The sequence below is a fragment of the Mycoplasma enhydrae genome (genome assembly GCF_017116825.1).
GTDB classification, from domain to species: Bacteria; Bacillota_I; Bacilli_A; order Mycoplasmatales; family Metamycoplasmataceae; genus Metamycoplasma; species Metamycoplasma enhydrae.
This window is the reverse complement of record NZ_JAFIRD010000005.1, coordinates 25,154-41,912: the sequence shown is the minus strand read 5'-3', so window position 1 is coordinate 41,912 and position 16,759 is coordinate 25,154. Positions and strand designations below refer to the sequence as shown.

Annotated in this window: 16 protein-coding genes; 10 read left to right on the top strand and 6 right to left on the bottom strand. The window is 26.6% G+C overall.

The window, feature by feature from the left end:
• Positions 1-25: 25 nt before the first annotated feature.
• The 6 genes from JXZ91_RS02465 to JXZ91_RS02440 form a co-directional block, all read right to left on the bottom strand.
• Positions 26-856: a nucleotide exchange factor GrpE gene (locus tag JXZ91_RS02465; protein ID WP_205851434.1), complete on the bottom strand. Its 831-nt coding sequence runs from the start codon at positions 854-856 to the stop codon at positions 26-28.
• Positions 856-1,866, bottom strand: coding sequence for a heat-inducible transcriptional repressor HrcA (hrcA, locus tag JXZ91_RS02460; protein WP_205851433.1), 1,011 nt, complete (start codon positions 1,864-1,866; stop codon positions 856-858). The genes JXZ91_RS02465 and hrcA overlap by 1 nt, the downstream gene beginning before the upstream one ends.
• 71 nt (positions 1,867-1,937) lie before the next feature.
• Positions 1,938-2,612, bottom strand: a complete 675-nt coding sequence (gene plsY, locus JXZ91_RS02455; RefSeq protein WP_205851432.1) for a glycerol-3-phosphate 1-O-acyltransferase PlsY — start codon at positions 2,610-2,612, stop codon at positions 1,938-1,940.
• A 67-nt stretch (positions 2,613-2,679) separates the two neighbouring features.
• Positions 2,680-3,057, bottom strand: a complete 378-nt coding sequence (locus JXZ91_RS02450) for a hypothetical protein (protein WP_205851431.1) — start codon at positions 3,055-3,057, stop codon at positions 2,680-2,682.
• A complete protein-coding gene (gene gltX / locus JXZ91_RS02445; RefSeq protein WP_205851430.1) occupies positions 3,048-4,439 on the bottom strand; it encodes a glutamate--tRNA ligase in 1,392 nt (463 codons plus the stop codon). Before gltX ends, JXZ91_RS02450 begins: the two co-directional genes overlap by 10 nt.
• A 4-nt stretch (positions 4,440-4,443) precedes the next feature.
• Positions 4,444-5,097, bottom strand: coding sequence for a hypothetical protein (locus tag JXZ91_RS02440; RefSeq protein WP_205851429.1), 654 nt, complete (start codon positions 5,095-5,097; stop codon positions 4,444-4,446).
• 141 nt (positions 5,098-5,238) lie between these two features.
• Between JXZ91_RS02440 and JXZ91_RS03720 the strand changes: the two genes are divergently transcribed.
• The 10 genes from JXZ91_RS03720 (at position 5,239) to JXZ91_RS03715 (ending at position 16,704) form a co-directional block, all read left to right on the top strand.
• A complete protein-coding gene (locus JXZ91_RS03720) occupies positions 5,239-7,257 on the top strand; it encodes an Mbov_0121 family peptidase domain-containing ABC transporter (protein ID WP_205851428.1) in 2,019 nt (672 codons plus the stop codon).
• A 42-nt stretch (positions 7,258-7,299) separates the two neighbouring features.
• The gene (ybeY, locus tag JXZ91_RS02430) at positions 7,300-7,752 is read left to right on the top strand and encodes an rRNA maturation RNase YbeY (protein WP_205851427.1); all 453 of its coding nucleotides are present in this window, start codon (positions 7,300-7,302) and stop codon (positions 7,750-7,752) included.
• A gap of 12 nt (positions 7,753-7,764) precedes the next feature.
• Positions 7,765-8,646 carry a GTPase Era gene (gene era / locus JXZ91_RS02425; RefSeq protein WP_205851426.1) on the top strand — a complete coding sequence of 294 codons (882 nt, stop codon included), beginning with the start codon at positions 7,765-7,767 and terminating at the stop codon, positions 8,644-8,646.
• A 15-nt stretch (positions 8,647-8,661) separates the two neighbouring features.
• Positions 8,662-10,044, top strand: coding sequence for an ABC transporter ATP-binding protein (locus JXZ91_RS02420; protein WP_205851425.1), 1,383 nt, complete (start codon positions 8,662-8,664; stop codon positions 10,042-10,044).
• On the top strand, positions 10,034-10,903 hold the full coding sequence (locus JXZ91_RS02415; protein ID WP_205851424.1) for an ABC transporter permease: 870 nt from the start codon (positions 10,034-10,036) through the stop codon (positions 10,901-10,903). Before JXZ91_RS02420 ends, JXZ91_RS02415 begins: the two co-directional genes overlap by 11 nt.
• Positions 10,896-11,759: an ABC transporter permease gene (locus JXZ91_RS02410; RefSeq protein ID WP_205851423.1), complete on the top strand. Its 864-nt coding sequence runs from the start codon at positions 10,896-10,898 to the stop codon at positions 11,757-11,759. The genes JXZ91_RS02415 and JXZ91_RS02410 overlap by 8 nt, the downstream gene beginning before the upstream one ends.
• Position 11,760: 1 nt before the next feature.
• On the top strand, positions 11,761-13,518 hold the full coding sequence (locus tag JXZ91_RS02405; protein WP_205851422.1) for a hypothetical protein: 1,758 nt from the start codon (positions 11,761-11,763) through the stop codon (positions 13,516-13,518).
• Between the two features lie 171 nt (positions 13,519-13,689).
• Positions 13,690-15,033, top strand: a complete 1,344-nt coding sequence (gene asnS / locus JXZ91_RS02400; protein WP_205851421.1) for an asparagine--tRNA ligase — start codon at positions 13,690-13,692, stop codon at positions 15,031-15,033.
• Positions 15,034-15,046: 13 nt separating this feature from the next.
• Positions 15,047-16,048, top strand: coding sequence for a glycosyltransferase family 2 protein (locus tag JXZ91_RS02395; protein WP_205851420.1), 1,002 nt, complete (start codon positions 15,047-15,049; stop codon positions 16,046-16,048).
• The gene (locus tag JXZ91_RS03715; RefSeq protein ID WP_205851419.1) at positions 16,042-16,704 is read left to right on the top strand and encodes an RDD family protein; all 663 of its coding nucleotides are present in this window, start codon (positions 16,042-16,044) and stop codon (positions 16,702-16,704) included. The genes JXZ91_RS02395 and JXZ91_RS03715 overlap by 7 nt, the downstream gene beginning before the upstream one ends.
• Positions 16,705-16,759 lie beyond the last annotated feature (55 nt).

Here is a 16,759-nt window from a genome sequence, read left to right as displayed (position 1 = left end):
TTTCATTTTAGGAAAAAAATACGAACTATTTAGAAAGTATTACTAAAGCAGGTTTAATAACGCGGTCATTTAATTTATAGCCTATATTTTTTACTTCTAAAATTGTGTCTTTTTCCATATCTGAAGTCACCACTTCATATACCTGGTGAAAATCAGCATTAAATATTTCCCCAACTTTAGGTTCTATTTTTGCTAGTCCTATATCAAACAATTTGTTTTCAATTTGACTAAATAACATTTCAAAACCAACAATAAAATTTTTTAAAACTGGATTGTCGTTTTTCTTAGCTGCTAATATAGCTAATTCAAAATTGTTCAAGGGCATAATTAAATCTTCAATAAAAGATTGCAAGGCATATTTTTTAATCTCATTAATTTGTTCTTCTTGGTGCTCAGTAGTTTTCTTTTTGTGCTCACTAACCATTTCTTGAGCCTTAGCTTGAATATTTAAAACTTCTTGTTTAAATTTGAGTGTCTCTTCTACATTTTTCCGGCTTAATTCTTCATTTTTAAGTTGTAATGAATTTATAGTTTCTTTAGATACTTTTAATTCATTACTCAAGGTTTTAAGATTGTTTTTTAGACCTTCTATATTGTCAACCAATCTCTTATTTTGTTCATCTAATTGATTAATTGAATTTAGCTTTAGTATATATTTTTCATTTTTTTGAGCATATGTTAGTTCATTATCTTTAGTTAATTTACCTTTATTTATAATATTTAGTACTAAAGGTTCTAACTCATCAAATTCTCATATGTAAGAGTATTCATTAACTATTTCTTGAGGTTCTTTTTTTGTTTTCTTTGAAGTTATTAATGAAAGTTTTATGACATCATATTTATTAAATTTTCACATTATTTACATCCTTTTTCAACTAACTTTTCCAATACTGTAATAGCTTCTAAACCCTCTTCGATATCAATATATTTAGGTCCAACAATTGATATTTCTTTTATATTTTTATCATTTTCAAAATTAATTTTTTTACTAATAATATTTAAATTAGGTCTCGAATAATCAAGTTTAATATTGTTGTCTTCATCAATGTTGTTTTCAATCGTTTCCCAAACTGATTGGTGTTCAATAAAATCTAATACCTTAACTATTTCATCCCGTGAAATGTTTTTAGATAGAATTATAGCATTTTTGTTGTATGTTTTATTTTCGATTTTTTCTTCAAAAGTAAATATAGTTTTAATAAATTTTTGAATGATTAATTCATAGTTACTAATGCGTTCTTTGAACAATGGTAAAAGTGCTTGAGTTTTGGAAGCTAGTTCAATTAGGGGTGTATCTATTAATCTTTCTTTTAGTAAACGAATTGCAATTCGTAAGTCATTTAGTTCAATATCTTTTTCAAAATTGAAAATTTTATTTTGAACATTACCACTGCTTGTAACAATAACAATAACTGCTGATAAATCATTAAGAGGTATCAGCTGAATACTTCTTAGTTTTTCATCTTGATTGTTTGAAGAAGCCACAACAGTAAAATGAGCCATTTTACCAATTAAGTTAGCGGCTTCATCTAATGTAGTATCAATACTTAGGCGCCTTTTAGCTAATAGGTCTTCTAGTTTTTTGTTTCAAAATTTTTGTGGATCATAGGCAATATTTAAAGTGTAGTATTCCAAACCCTTAGTTGAAGGTATACGCCCACCAGAAATGTGTGGCTTTTCTAAAAAATCAATTTTTTCTAGATCTGACATTATATTTCTAATAGTAGCTGAAGAAATTTTTAAGTTCCTTAATTCAACTAATTTCTTAGAACCAACTGGTTCTCCTGTTTCAAAATACATTTCAACAATCATTTTGAAAATCTCTAAATGCCTGCCTTTTAGGACATTATCTTTATTATTTTGCATTTATCCTCCACATTAACAAATATATTTTAGCACTAAATTAGCACTTTCGTCATTTAATTGCTAAAAATATATTATTCAGAGCATTTTTTGAATATTTCAAGTTTCTTTTCTTGATAAATAGATATTCGAATGTAGTTAGGAATATGTTTAAGTAAAATAATAATAGAAGCAAAAACTAAAATATAACTATGTGACCATAGTGGAATGTCTTTGTTCATAAAAGCTAATAATCAAGTGCCATAATATTGAGGAATAAAACTAATAAAAGCAAAAATGATAGTTGCAATTACAGAGCATAATGAAATATATTTAATTGTTAAAACAAAAATTAAATAAATTAAAACTAATCATAAAAAAGTAGGAAAATCAAAAGCTAAGACTAGTCCAAAAAATGAAGCGACTCCCTTACCACCTTTAAATTTAAAATATAGAGGAATAATATGACCTATAAAAGCTCCAAGTCCTGCAAATAAAGGAATAATATAACTATTTTTTGTAGTAACTTTCACTATAAAAACAATTAGAGTTGGTATAAAAGATTTTAATAAATCAAATGCAAATACTAAAGCTGCAAATTTAAAACCAAACACTCTTAAAGCATTAGTAGCGCCTGCATTTTTAGAGCCTTCTTGTCTAATGTCTTTATTTTTTGTTTTCGAAAGAATAATACTAATATTAATTGAACCAATAAAGTATCCAATAATTAAAATAATAAAATTAATTCAAACATACTCTCATTTAAACATAAATATAATGATACATTATATTTGGCACTTCTAGTAACAAAAATCTGGCTAAGCCAGACCTTAAAAATTATTTTTTGATAATAAACCTTGCTGTGTTTCGAACAATAATGTTTTTATTTTGCAAAAAATCATAATTAAAACTAATTTCAGTAGCATCAATACTAACATTTAATAAATAAGCATCCATAAAAAAAGATTGGTTTTCAGAAAGCTTAAATTCATTAGAAATATATGTGTTTTTAATCATATGCAGACTTTGTTTTGCATATGATACTTTTATTTCATTCAATGAAGCTAGTAGTTTACAATTTTGTAAATTAGGGTCGGTGAATTCAATTTTTATGAATTTATCTTCAGTATCCTCAAAATAATCCACATATTCTGTTTCTACAACAGTGTTTTTAGTACCATCAATTTCTGATTCTAATATATATTTTAGTTTCACTTTTCTAATCTTTCAAAAACAACATCTTTACCAAAAAGAAAAATTGCTTTAGCTAGCTCCGGACCATGCTCTTCATAGGTTGTCGCAATTCTTATCGGCATAAATAATTCTTTACCTTTTAGATTTAGTTCACTCTTAACTAAATCAATGCAATGCTGAATTTTTTCTACACTAAATTCATTATTTTTTAAATGGCTATAAAACTTGGTTACAACATTCATATTACCAATTTTCAAATCGGTACTCTTCTTAGGGTTTTTATAAATTGAAAGAGATTCTTGAATGCTTTGAATTGTTGGTGCTGATTGTTTGTATGTTTCAATAAATAAATTGTTTCATTCTTCATCAAAAGGAGATTCTATTTGAGACATTATTACACTATTGTCCATCTGTTTCATATATTGTTTTGAAAATCATTCCATTTTTACGATGTCGAATTTAGAAGGAGATTTAGAAAGTCGTTCGGGATTAAATTTTTCTATTAATTCTTCATGTGACATAATTTCATTATTATCACCCGAAGTTCAACCTAATAAGGCTAGAAAGTTAAATATTGCATGATGGTGGTAGCCCTCATTACGATAATCTTCAATAAATTGTTTAAGAGTCTTATCTCTTTTAGACAGCTTCTTACCTTCCATATTAGTAATAATTGTCATATGTCCAAAAGCAGGAGGGTTTCAATTTAAAGCTTCATAGATTGCCAATTGCTTTGGAGTGTTAGTTATATGTTCTTCGCCTCTAAGTACATGACTGATGTCCATTTGGTGGTCATCAACTACAACTGCAAAATTATATGTAGGATATCCATCACTTTTAACGATTACAAAATCGCCAATATCATTACTGTTAACTTCAATTTTTCCTCTTACAATATCTTGTCATTCATAAATAGTATTTTTTTTAAGTTTTAGTCTAATTGAATATTGATGTTCTTTATCACGACGTTGTTTTTCTTCTTCAGATATTTGTAATCAGTTTGGGTCGTATCTGAAAGAAGCAATTTTAGCCTCTTCTTGTTCTTTACGTTGTTGTTCTAATTCTTCTGAAGTATCATAAGCCTTATAAGCACAGTCCTTATCAATTAATTTATTAGCAAAATCTTGATAAACCTTAAGTTTTTCTGATTGGCGATATTTTCCATATTTTTTATTTGGTGTTAAGGGACTTTCATCGGGAATAATGCCCAATCATTTTAAATTTTCTAATTGACTTGCTTCTCCACCTTCAACATTACGTGCTACATCAGTGTCTTCTAATCTAAAAATAAATTGACCACCATAGTGCTTTGCAAATAAATAATTAAATAACGCAGTTCTAGCACCACCAATATGTAAAAAACCCGTTGGACTAGGTGCATATCTAGTTCTTATAGTTTTCATTATATTATTCCTCCTCAAAAAGAACCACTAATGGTTCTGTAACAAATTCTCAAAAGCCCCTTCGATTAGTTTCAATAATACCTTTTTTAAAAGCTCACGGCGCCTCTTCTAATCTTTCTGGACCAGCAACTTCTGGAAAAAACGTTTTTGAAGGTTCAAGTATTTTTTCTTTCCAATTTGGAGCAGCTTCTTTTGTTTTATCAACCCAATATAAAACAATATAAACAGCTTTAGTATTATTTTTATGTTTAGTATATTTAGATTTAGTTGCAACTCCAGGTATATTTTCAACTAAATCATCATATTTAAATGAAAAAACTCGATAACTGTAAGCGCCAGTTAAATTATCTAATTTTAAAAATTTAAATGATTCTTTCAACTGAAATTTATGATTAGTATCATGCCTATTATTTAGTCTACTACCATCAGGTAAGTAAAGCTTATAAAATTTATCTTCACCACTTATCGGATTAAAAAGTCTAGTTGTGTTTAAATCATAAAAATCTTTTGCGCTACCTTTTGCTACTCTAACATTATCAATAACCGTTGTATATTCATCGTCTTCCGAAAGTGAAATATAAGGTTTTGCATGTGCACAAGAAACAACAGCAACAGCTGGTATTACAAGTGCTGCGCCAGTAATAATAGCATTAAGCAAAAAAAGGTGCTTTTTTTTGTTAGTTATTTTCATAATAAAAATTGTATACAAAAAACATATTCTTAGGGCTTTTTATTATATGTTTCTTAAAGTTTTATTAATTTAGAACAAAAAATGCCTAGGTAATGTAACAATGACAATATGAAAATAAGGAAGCAAGAATATGTTAAGGATTGTGGTATTTTTGTAATTCAAGGATTACATCATTTTTATTATAAAAAATGGCTAAATATAAATGAACTAAAATATTTAGCTAATTATGATAGAGACGGTATTTCAATATCTAGTTTTATTGATTTAGCAAAAGAAGCAAAAATTAACATTGAAGCATATAAAGCTTCTTGAAATGAATTTCTAGACAATAGTTTTAAATTTCCTATTATTACTATGATTGAAATAAATGGATTATTACATTACATTTGCATAGAGGAAATTACTAAAAATCAAATAATAATAAATGATTCAGTAAATGGCAGAAGAATCATGCAACTTGAAAATTTTAAGCTTATGTTTACGGGAATTATTTTACTATCTTCAAAAGCAAATGATAAACCAATAAATTCAAAATTAATCACCAAAGATAAAATAACTTTTCTAACTAAACCTAGTTTAGTAATTTTGAGCCTTATAATTGGTTGTGCTCTACCATTATTGCACTACTGTCTTTCTTTTATAAACAAAGCAATTTTTAGTTATATTGAAATTAAAAATTTAAATTTTGCAACGCAAAATATTATTTTGTTTGTTTGAATTTCTATAGTTACTATTTTGTTAACTTGAATTAACGATCTATGTATTTCAAAAATTAAAAACTTGTTTCAAAAAAATATAAAACAAGAATTTTCAAATAAACTAAACAAAATAGACCAATCTCAACTTAGAAAAATAAATAGAAATGAAGTTTTAATTAGATATAACCTTATTGAGATAATGAGTGGTTTCTTAGCAAATAAATATTTTTTATTATCTAATTTTGTTGTCTCTTTAAGTCTTGCTTGTTCGTTATTTTTATCTATTGACCAAACAACAATTTTGTTTATCTTTTTATTTTGTTTAGTTAGAATTTTAATTTCAGTTATTATTGATTTCAAAATAAAACAATTAAACCAACTAATTTTAAAAAACACTATTGAAGAAATTAATGATATTTCTTTTCTTGCAAATAATCAAAGTAATTATGATTCTTACATTTGGAATCAAGAAAGAATAATGAACTTTAATAATTGCTTATTAGTAAATAATAATTTTCATAAAAAAATGGACAAATTTTTATCTTTTAAAAAGCTACTAAATTCCGTTTTTGTTTTGATTACTAACTTTATAATAATTTATTTTTTTATCCAATATTCAAAAGAACCGATTTCACATTTGTTTTTCATTATTAGTGTTCAAGGACTGATAAATAATCCAATTGTTTTAGTTCAAGGTTTTTTAACAAATAAGTCAATTAATGAAATTTTTAAATCAAAAATTTGTTTCATTTTAAATGCTCCCCAAAACGACATAATTTGTTCAAATATTATTGATAAAACAATTAACAAAATTGGTATAAAAAATTTAACAATTTCTTATGGTAGCAAAGAAATAATTCAAAACTTAAATTTAAACATTGAAAACAATTGCAAAATTGTTGGCAAAAATGGAGCAGGAAAATCTAGCTTAATTAAAACATTAGCGGGTAATTTTATTCAATATAAAAACAGAGTATTTTTCAATAATGAAAGCTTGAATAAAATTTCCAATTATTGGTTAGAAAGTAATGTATTTTACATTGACAATAGTTTTAATTTTCCTAATGTTGACTTATATACTTACTTATTTTTAAATATAGACAAAAAAATTGTTGATATTTTATTAAATGATGCCAAATTTAAAGAAATTTTAAATACTCTTAATTTAAGCATATTTTCCAACTTAAACCATTCAGAAGACAAACTATCACTTGGTCAAAAGCAACTCATAAAAGTTTTACCATTAATAATCAGAAAATATAAAATTATTTTACTTGATGAAGCGTTTGAATTTATATCGTGAAAGCTATTTAAAAAACTAAGAGAAATAATAATTCATTTTCAAAATGAAGCACTGATTATTGAAACTGGCCATTCACAGAGATTTATAGATAAAAAATCTCCAATAATTACAATTTGCCAACCTTAATAATTTAAGGTAATTTTTATAGATTAATTTATAATTATCTTTATGAATAAAATTACCTTCAAAAATAGCAGTTTTTCGACCTTTAATTTCATGAAGGAATTTTTAGATATTTTAGACGCTTCAGCTAAAGAATTTGGAGTGCAAAAAAAACTATTAGTGGATGTTTTATTTGTGAACAAATTTAAGATGAAAAAATTAAATTTTAGATATCGAAATAAAAACTACACTACGGATATTTTAAGTTTTCCATTGGATGCACAAGATGAGCTTAGTTTTTTAGATGAAATTTATTTAGGACAAATAATAATATCCCCTTGAAAAATTAAAAAACAAGCCAAAGAATTTAATCATAGTATTAGAAGAGAGTTTTGTTACATATTTGCACACGGCATTGCACATTTATTTGGTTATGACCATCAGACTGAACAGGAAGCTTCTACTATGAATGCACATGTTGATAATATAATGAATATTTTAGGAATAAAAAGACAATAAAAAGGTGGTGAAATGAAGAAAGTTTGTTATGTTAGTTTAATTGGTAGACCTAATGTAGGAAAAAGTACATTAATCAATGGAATACTAGATTATGAATTAACTATTGTATCTAATCTAGCACAAACTACAAGAGACAATATTAGAGGAATATACAACGACAATGATTCGCAAATCATTTTTATAGATACTCCAGGAATACACAAGCCAGAACAATTGCTATCTGAAAAACTAAACCAAAAAAGTTATGATGCTATTGAAAACACAGATCTAGTTTTATTTTTAAGTCCTGCAGATGAAGAATTGGGTAGAGGCGATGAATTCATTATTAACAAAATTAAAGAATTAAAAATACAAAATAAAATTGCCATTATTACAAAAGTAGATTTGATAAAAGAGCATCAAATTTTAGATCAAAGGGCAGCAAAATTAAAAGAGCTAGGATTTCAAGTAGTTTTAGGCGTGGGTAAAAACCTAAAACAAAGCTATAAGGATTTAATTGAAGAAATTAAAAAATATGCTTATGATTCTGAAACTATTTATGAAGAAGATCAAATTGGAGACATTAGTTTAAGGTTCATGGCAAAAGAAATAATTAGACAACAAGCTATTGAAAATTTATATGAGGAAGTTCCACATTCAATTGCCATAGTAATTGACGAGTTCAAAGAATCTGAGGAAGAACCAATTGCAATTAATGCCACAATTTTGGTTAAAAGTGAATCGCAAAAGGGAATTGTTATAGGAAAAGGTGGGTCTAAAATTAAAGTCATTTCAATGAATGCTCGAAAAAAAATGTCCGAGTTATTTAACCGGCCCACTAATTTGTTTTTAAAAGTAAAAGTTGATAATGATTGAGTTAATAAAGAACAAAAAATTAAGAAATATGGATATTAATAAAGGGAGAATAGTATGGATAAAAAGAAATTAAAAATTGAAAATGCTCCTATTATTGAATTAGTTGACATTGTTAAAGAATATGAAGATAAAACTGTTTTAGATAATGTTAATCTAAGTATTCAAAAAGGTGAATTTATTACTCTTCTTGGTCCTTCTGGTTCTGGAAAGACCACAATTTTACGCATTATCGGTGGATTTGAATGAGTTACTCGTGGAGAAGTTAAACTACATGGTAAAGACATTAAAGATTTGTCGCCCCACAAACGTGATGTATCTACAATTTTTCAAGATTATGCGCTTTTTCCACATTTAAATGTTGAAAACAATATTAAATATGGACTTAGATTAAGACGTATTAGAAAAGATAATATTCCTAAAACTTTTGAATCAAAATTAAAGGTTCAAAAAAGAAAATGAAAAAAATTTGCTCTTCAAAAAATGAAAAACTTAGACAAAGAATTTGAGCTTTACGAAAAAGAGCTAAAAAATAATCCTCAACTGTCACAAAGAAAAAAAGATAAATATCAAAAATGAATTGACGATATGGATTTTACATATTCATATTGAGAAAATTATGTTGACCTAAAAACTGAAGCATATGAGAAGCGTTATTTAACAAGAAGAATTAATAATGAAGAAATGGATGCCGAAGTTCAAAAAATAATGAGTTTGGTTGGTTTAAGTGGAAACGAAAAAAAGAATGTAAATTTTTTATCAGGTGGAATGAAACAGCGTGTAGCTTTAGCTAGGTCTTTAGTTATTGAGCCTGAGATATTACTTCTAGATGAGCCATTAAGTGCGTTGGATGCCAAAATTAGAGAGAGGATGCAAAACCTTTTACGTGACATTCAACAAAAACTAAAATTAACATTTATTTTTGTCACTCATGACCGAAATGAAGCTTTGCAATTAAGCGATAGAATAGCTGTTATTAGAGATGGTAAAGTGGAGCAATTTACTACACCAAGAGAGTTGTATGACTACCCAATTAATAAATGAGTAGCTAATTTCATTGGGGATTCAAACTTTTTTGAAGCTACTTATTTAACAGCTAACAAAGTAAAATTTATGGGCAAAACATTTGACACCATTCATAATGAATTTGAAGAACAAGAAGAATTAGATGTTCTAATACGCCCTGAAGACATATTGATTACCCAAATAAAATCAAAAGCTAAATTGATTGGAAAAATTATTAAGTCAACATATGGTGGAAGTTACTATAACTATGATGTTGATGTAAATGGTAAAATTATTCACATTGAAACTTCATCTAAACATGATGTTGATAAAGAAGTATATTTGGATTGAGATGTTGATTCAATTCACTTAATGAAAAAAGACAGAAAAATGGAAGCAATGGAAAAAGAGTTGGAGCAAACTAATGAAATTTAGATCATTCTTGGCTCAAAAAAAGAAACATAGCAAGGTTTCTGTGCCAATTACAAAATTACAAATTTCTTTATTAGTTCCATATATTATTTTTTCAATACTTTTTATTGTTTTGCCCCTAATTTTTGTTTTTATTTATGCTTTTAAACCTCTTAATAATCAAGGTACTGAACAGAACTGAGAAGTAGCGTTTAAACCTTCTACTTGAATTATTATTGTTCGTTCGTTGGGCACAGGAATTTTTGCTGGTTTTTTTGCTTTAATAATAGGTTTTCCTTATGCATACATCGTTTCAAGGTCTAAATCCAAAACTATTAAAATTTTAGGTTTAACGCTAATTTTAAGTCCTTTAGCAATATTTACAATTTCAAAAGCATTAGCAATTAGAGGTTTATTTTCTGCGATTTTTGATGAAAATATGCTTAATAACAATTTCTTTATGGTTTTTGGAATGGTTTATTTATATTTACCTTTTATGGTCTTGCCTCTTTATCAAGTTTTAAAGGATATGCCTAATAATATCTTGGAAGCTTCTGAAGATTTAGGGTATTCTAAATTCAAAACTATTTTCACAGTAATTCTTCCTTATTGTTCTAAGGCTATGCTTAGTGGATTTGGAATTGTTTTAATGATGTCAGCAACTTCAATCATTATTTCAGATAAGTTATTACCTAATGGTTCACAAAAACAATTGATAGGTAATTTAATTAATCAGTTTGCCAACACCGCAAATCCTTTTGATTTAGCAAGTTCTTCAACATTAGTTATTATTACTCTTGCAGTTCTGCTATCAATTTATGCAATTATTTATGGCATTCCATATTTAATAACAAAGAAAAGACAAGGGGGTACTTATGAATAGACTGAAATCATTTTTCAAATACTCATATGTATTTTTTGTCTTAGCTTTCTTATATATTCCAATAATTTTTGGAGTTATTTTTAGTTTTAATGCTCCTTCATCAAAAGGGACATTTTCAGTCACAACTTGAAATAAGTTTTCTTTTGAAGCCTATTCAGAACTTTTTTCAAAATCACATGGACTAGCATTTTTAAATTCATTTTTACTTGGTATTGCCACTTCAGTTTTAGTAATCACCATTTCATTATTAACTGTGTTTGCTTTATGACGTCACAAAAATAAAACTTCTAGAACTTATGTTCAAGCAACTTCTAATATACCAATGATTAACCCCGATGTTATAACAGGGATTACCTTAGCAATTGTTTTAAACTTCTTATTTTTTGGAACGCTTAAAGCGACAAGTGAAGGATTCTTTAGGTCAATAATTGGTCACACAGTTATGTGCCTACCATATGGAATATTAATTATGTTACCTAAGAGTGATAAGTTTTCAAAAAATATTTTTGAAGCTAGTCAAGATTTAGGATATTCAAAATTTAAAACGTGGTTTAAAACATATTTTGTTTATATGTTAGGTTCAATTGGCTTTACTTTTGTTATGACAATGACTTTATCATTTGACGATTTTATAATAGCTAGAATTGTTTCAAATACAGAAACGCTAGGAACTCAATTATATGAAGGACAATTTCAAGCCTGGTCATTAGCAATTGGTGCAATTTCATTACTATTTGTTGTTTTTGGAAACACAATTTATATAGTTATTAAAAGTTCTCAAAATGCAAGAGCCAAAAAAGCAATTCAGTTATCTAAAAAGCAAGTTCAAAGAGACTTCTATAAGGAGGTACTATAGAATGAACAGACGAACTTGAAAAATAGTTTTGTTATGGACAGGACTTGGTATTTTTATTTTCTTATTTATGTTCGCTTTGATATTTAAACTAACAAATGCCTATCGTCCTAGTATTTATAATTACGAAGCCTATTTGTCTCCTACCATAATCAATAAATTAAAGAAAAACTATAACTATAAAGAGTTTAAAGAGATTAATGAATTTACTCAAGCTTTAGTACAAGATAAAGCCATTGCAGGTGTCGGAAGTGATTTTCAAGCGGCACAATTAATTCTGGATAAAAAAATAAAAAAAATAGACTTTTCAAAACTTTATGGAAGTAAAGAATTATCTTCATGAAATAAGCGTAAAAATTTATTTACTGATAATATTCAAAATCATTTAGAAAAATTTGATGAATTAATTTATTCTAAAATTGAACAAATGAAAGATGCGGAAAGAAAAATTAAAGGTTTTGAAATTAACACAGTCGAAAAAAAGTGAAGAATGATAGAAAAAAATAGACCTTCCAATGATTGAGATCATTTTTATGATTTTGTAATCCCTTATTATGTGCAAGATAAGGGCATAGCATATAACTTTAATAAAGATTCTAGACCTCATTTAGATTTAAATACACCTGAAATTCAAACTTTAGAAGAAAAAAGCACTCAACTAGATTGATTTGAAATATTTTCAACATTAAAAAAACATAATTTTAAGCGCGTAGCTTGAACAAATGCATATGTGGATAATCTAATGATTGGTGTGTTTAATTATATGCACAAACACCCAACCGAATGAAAAAAAGTATTTACAAAAAACGGCAATGATAAGCTACTGGATTTTAACGAATCGAATTATAGAATAGCTATTGACTCTTTTGTCTCATTTGTGAAAGCAGCTACAGACCATTCAATAAAAAATACCCAATACAATTTTATAAGTAGTAATGGGCTAGAACTATTAAACCACTTAATTGAACCTAAACCATCTAGATCAGATTCTGGAGTAATTTATAATGGTGATGCCTTGGATGCATATTATTCAGAAGACAACTTTGCAAGTGTGAAAAATGGAAATATTAGATTTATTAGACCTAAGAATAATTTTATATTGGTTGATTGTTGAATAATTTCAAATAAGCTTGATAATAAGGACACTGATAACTTCTTAAAAATGTTAGGAGATAACATTTATAGAAATAATCATAGATATTCCACTAAGTACTCAAAAAAAGTTGCTTTAGATAATTTAGAAAAAGATTTTATTCAAAAAATGAGAACAAAACTAACTCCAGAAGAGTTTCAAAAAGCTAAAGAAATTATTAAAAATATATATGAAAACAATAAGGACAATTTGATTGATAATTTAAAATTATTAGATCCAAGTATTGACTGGGAAAAATTAGAAAATTGAACTAAAGAAATAGATAATTTTGAAAAAAATACACAAAGCACTTATTTCATTAGTTGACTAAAACAAATAAGAAATGATTCTGAGGAAGGATATTCTATATTTGAAGAGGCATTTGAAAATTTATTTAATGATATTGAATTTTCAGAAATAGCTAATTTTAACTATATTTCATATACTCCAGCAGATGATTTAACATTTTCATTTATTTATTACTGGTATTTTGGAAATGATGGTATGGCTAAGCAAATTTATTCAGTTTCAAAAAGCGATCCTTCTTATCAATTATTTAATTACCCAATAATAGATAACAATTTGAGAACAAAAATTTCAGCATATTATTTTGAAACTACAAAGTCTTAAGATAGGGGTAAAAATAACCTCTATTTTTTACTTAAATTTATGTTTAATTTTAATAATCCGGATTTTAAAACTATTGCTATATTATTCTAATAATCATTACAATAATTAATTATTTAAGTATAATTATTGATTATAAAAATAATAAAAATAATTAGAAATTAAGGAGAAAATATGACACTTAAAAAGCTGCTGGAATCTGAAAAATCAATTAAAGAGCAACAACCATATAAAATTCAAGGATGAGTTATTTCAAATAGAGGTAATGATAAAGTAAGGTTTGTTACTATCAACGATGGAAGCACCGTTGCTAATCTCCAAGTAGTAATCAAAGGCAATAACATTAATAAATGAAATATTGAAAACTTGTCATTGGGGTCATCAGTTAGTGTTGAAGGTCAAATACACTTAACTCCTGAAGCAAAACAACCCTTTGAACTTGTGGCTACATCATTTAATATAATTAATGGTGTTGATCAAGATTTTCCAATTCAAAAAAAAGAAACATCATTAGATTTCTTACGTGAAATTCCTCATCTAAGACATCGTACTAATTTATTTAGGTCAATAATGTTAATAAGAAACTCCTTAACATACGAAATTCATAAGTATTTTCAAGAACATGACTTTTTAAATGTAGCTTCTCCTATTATTACTTCAAATGATGGTGAAGGTGCTGGAGAAACACTTTTAGTAGATGATGAAACCAAAGACTATTTTTTCAAGCAAAAAGCGTTTTTAGGTGTTACTGGTCAACTACATGCTGAATCATATGCTGCGGGTTTCAAAAAAGTATATACTTTTGGCCCAACGTTTAGAGCCGAAAATTCACATACTTCTAGGCACTTAGCTGAATTTTGAATGATTGAACCTGAAGTGGCATTTTATGATTTAAATGATGTCATTTTATTAGCTGATGATTTATTAAAAACAGTTATTTCAAATACACTAAAAAAATATCCTGACGAAATGAAATACTTAAATTCTTTAAATGAAGGCTTAATTTCAACGCTTCAAAATTTTTTGAATAATAAATTGACAATTATTGATTATAAAGATGTTGTAGAAAAATTGAAAAACTATAAAGAACAATTTGAAGAAAAAGAAATTTTCTTTGGAATGGATTTATCTTCAGAGCATGAAAAATTTTTGGCTGAAAAAATTGTTAAAGGTCCAGTAGCTGTAATAAACTATCCTAAAGACATTAAAGCATTTTATATGTTTCAAAATGATGATAATAAAACAGTTAGAGCTTTTGATTTCCTAGTACCTGGAATTGGGGAATTAATTGGTGGCAGTCAACGTGAATGCAATTATCAAAAACTAGTTAATAGAATGAAAGAACTGAAGATTCCACTAGAACCTCTACAATGATATTTAGACTTACGTAGATTTGGTTATGCTGTTTCAAGTGGTTTTGGTATTGGATTTGAGAGATTAGTAATGTATGTGACAGGTGTAAACAACATTAAGGATACAATTCCTTTCCCACGTGTTGCGGGACAAATTAAGATGTAGATTGGATATGAATATGAGCAAAAATCTTACTATTATAGTTCCTATATACAATCCTGCAATTCCAATATCTTCAATTTTAAATAATCTATACAAACAAAAAAGCCAAAATTTTGATGTTGTTATAACAATAGATAGACCTAAGGATGAACACTTTTTTGAAATTGATGAATTACAACTTAAATTTAAAGACCGTTTAAAAGTTATATTCAACACTTCACACCAACATATTGATTTAGTTATTAAACAAGCATTAAATCTTGTTAAAACACCTTATATTTTTATTTTATATTCTTATTGTCATATTAAAAGTGAGTTCGTTCAAAGAATTGATAATTTTTTGAATAACGAAAAAACCAAACCTGATTTTGTAGAGCTTCCTGGTTCAATTAAGGGTGTTCCATTTTTTGGTACTAAGTTAAACAACAACTTTAATTCTCAAGTTATTAATTTAAAAGACAACAAAGAACCCTTTGTATTTGTTACACCTTTTGTTTTTAATTATTTTGTTAAAACAAATATTGCCTTAGAAATTTTTAGCAAACCTAAAATTAAAGAATCAAATTTGGAATATTCACCTAATTTTGTATACAGGTCTTTATTAGAATCTCAAACATTTGCTTTTTTTGAAGGCACATGAGTTGAAAATTTAAATTATAGTTTTGTAACTTTTAACCCTAAATCTTTAACTCGCTGCTGAAATTCAGTTTTTAGTTGTTTTAGTGATATAGATCAAGAAACTAAAGAAGCGCTTGAATTTGCTATGTTTATGAACTATTGTTATTACATTAGTGGTTTTATTGGAATTTTTAAAACTAAAAAGGGTACATTGGCATCTAAATCACTTAACAACATTAAAGCAGCATTACTTAAGGAAATTGAAACCTTAAAACCTAAATGAGAAGAACAAATTAAAAATAATTCTTATTTTTCAAGATTTAGTATTACAAACTTAAAAAAATTAACAAATGATTTTAAAACAAAATGAGAATTAATTTTTAAAAAATTCACATGATAAAAAAAATAAATAGAAAAGCTCATTTTTGAATAAGAGTTTTAGCTAGCTTAATAGATTTAACTTTATTTATTATCTTTGCAATTGGAACCTCGTTTTTAGTATTTAATTACAAAAACGTAGACTTTTACACTACTAATATTTTAAATAGAGAACTTATTTATAGAATGTGACTTTTTAGCTTGATTTTAGTCTTATTTCTATTGTATATACTAATTCCTGTCATATTTAAGGGTCAAACTATAGGAATGTTAACTTGCAAAATTAAGATTATTTCTACAAAGTCTAAAAGAAAACTATGAAAAACCGTTTTTGACAGACAAAGACTTTTTTCTTTTTTGTGAATGTTTGTATTGTTGGCATTTATGTTAGTTTCTACAGATGCTTTTTTAAAAGCAACTAAAGGTGACAAATTAAATATGGTTGAAAAAATTGTTTTTTCTTTACCTACCACTTTAGCTACAATAGCAATAAATTTGGAAATAATAATGATTCTGAGTGGAGTAGGTGCTTCTAGACTAAATTGAAATGATAAATTTTCACAATCTCAGACAGTTTGAATTAACAAGTATGATGAAATAGATATGGAAGAAGAGTTGGATAAAAAAATTTCTCCAATAAAAAGAGAAATGCCAAAAATTAATTTTTTTACAAAATAGCCAAGAAATTAGGCTATTTTTTTGCGTTTACAAAGCCTAAAAATACCTTATTAAT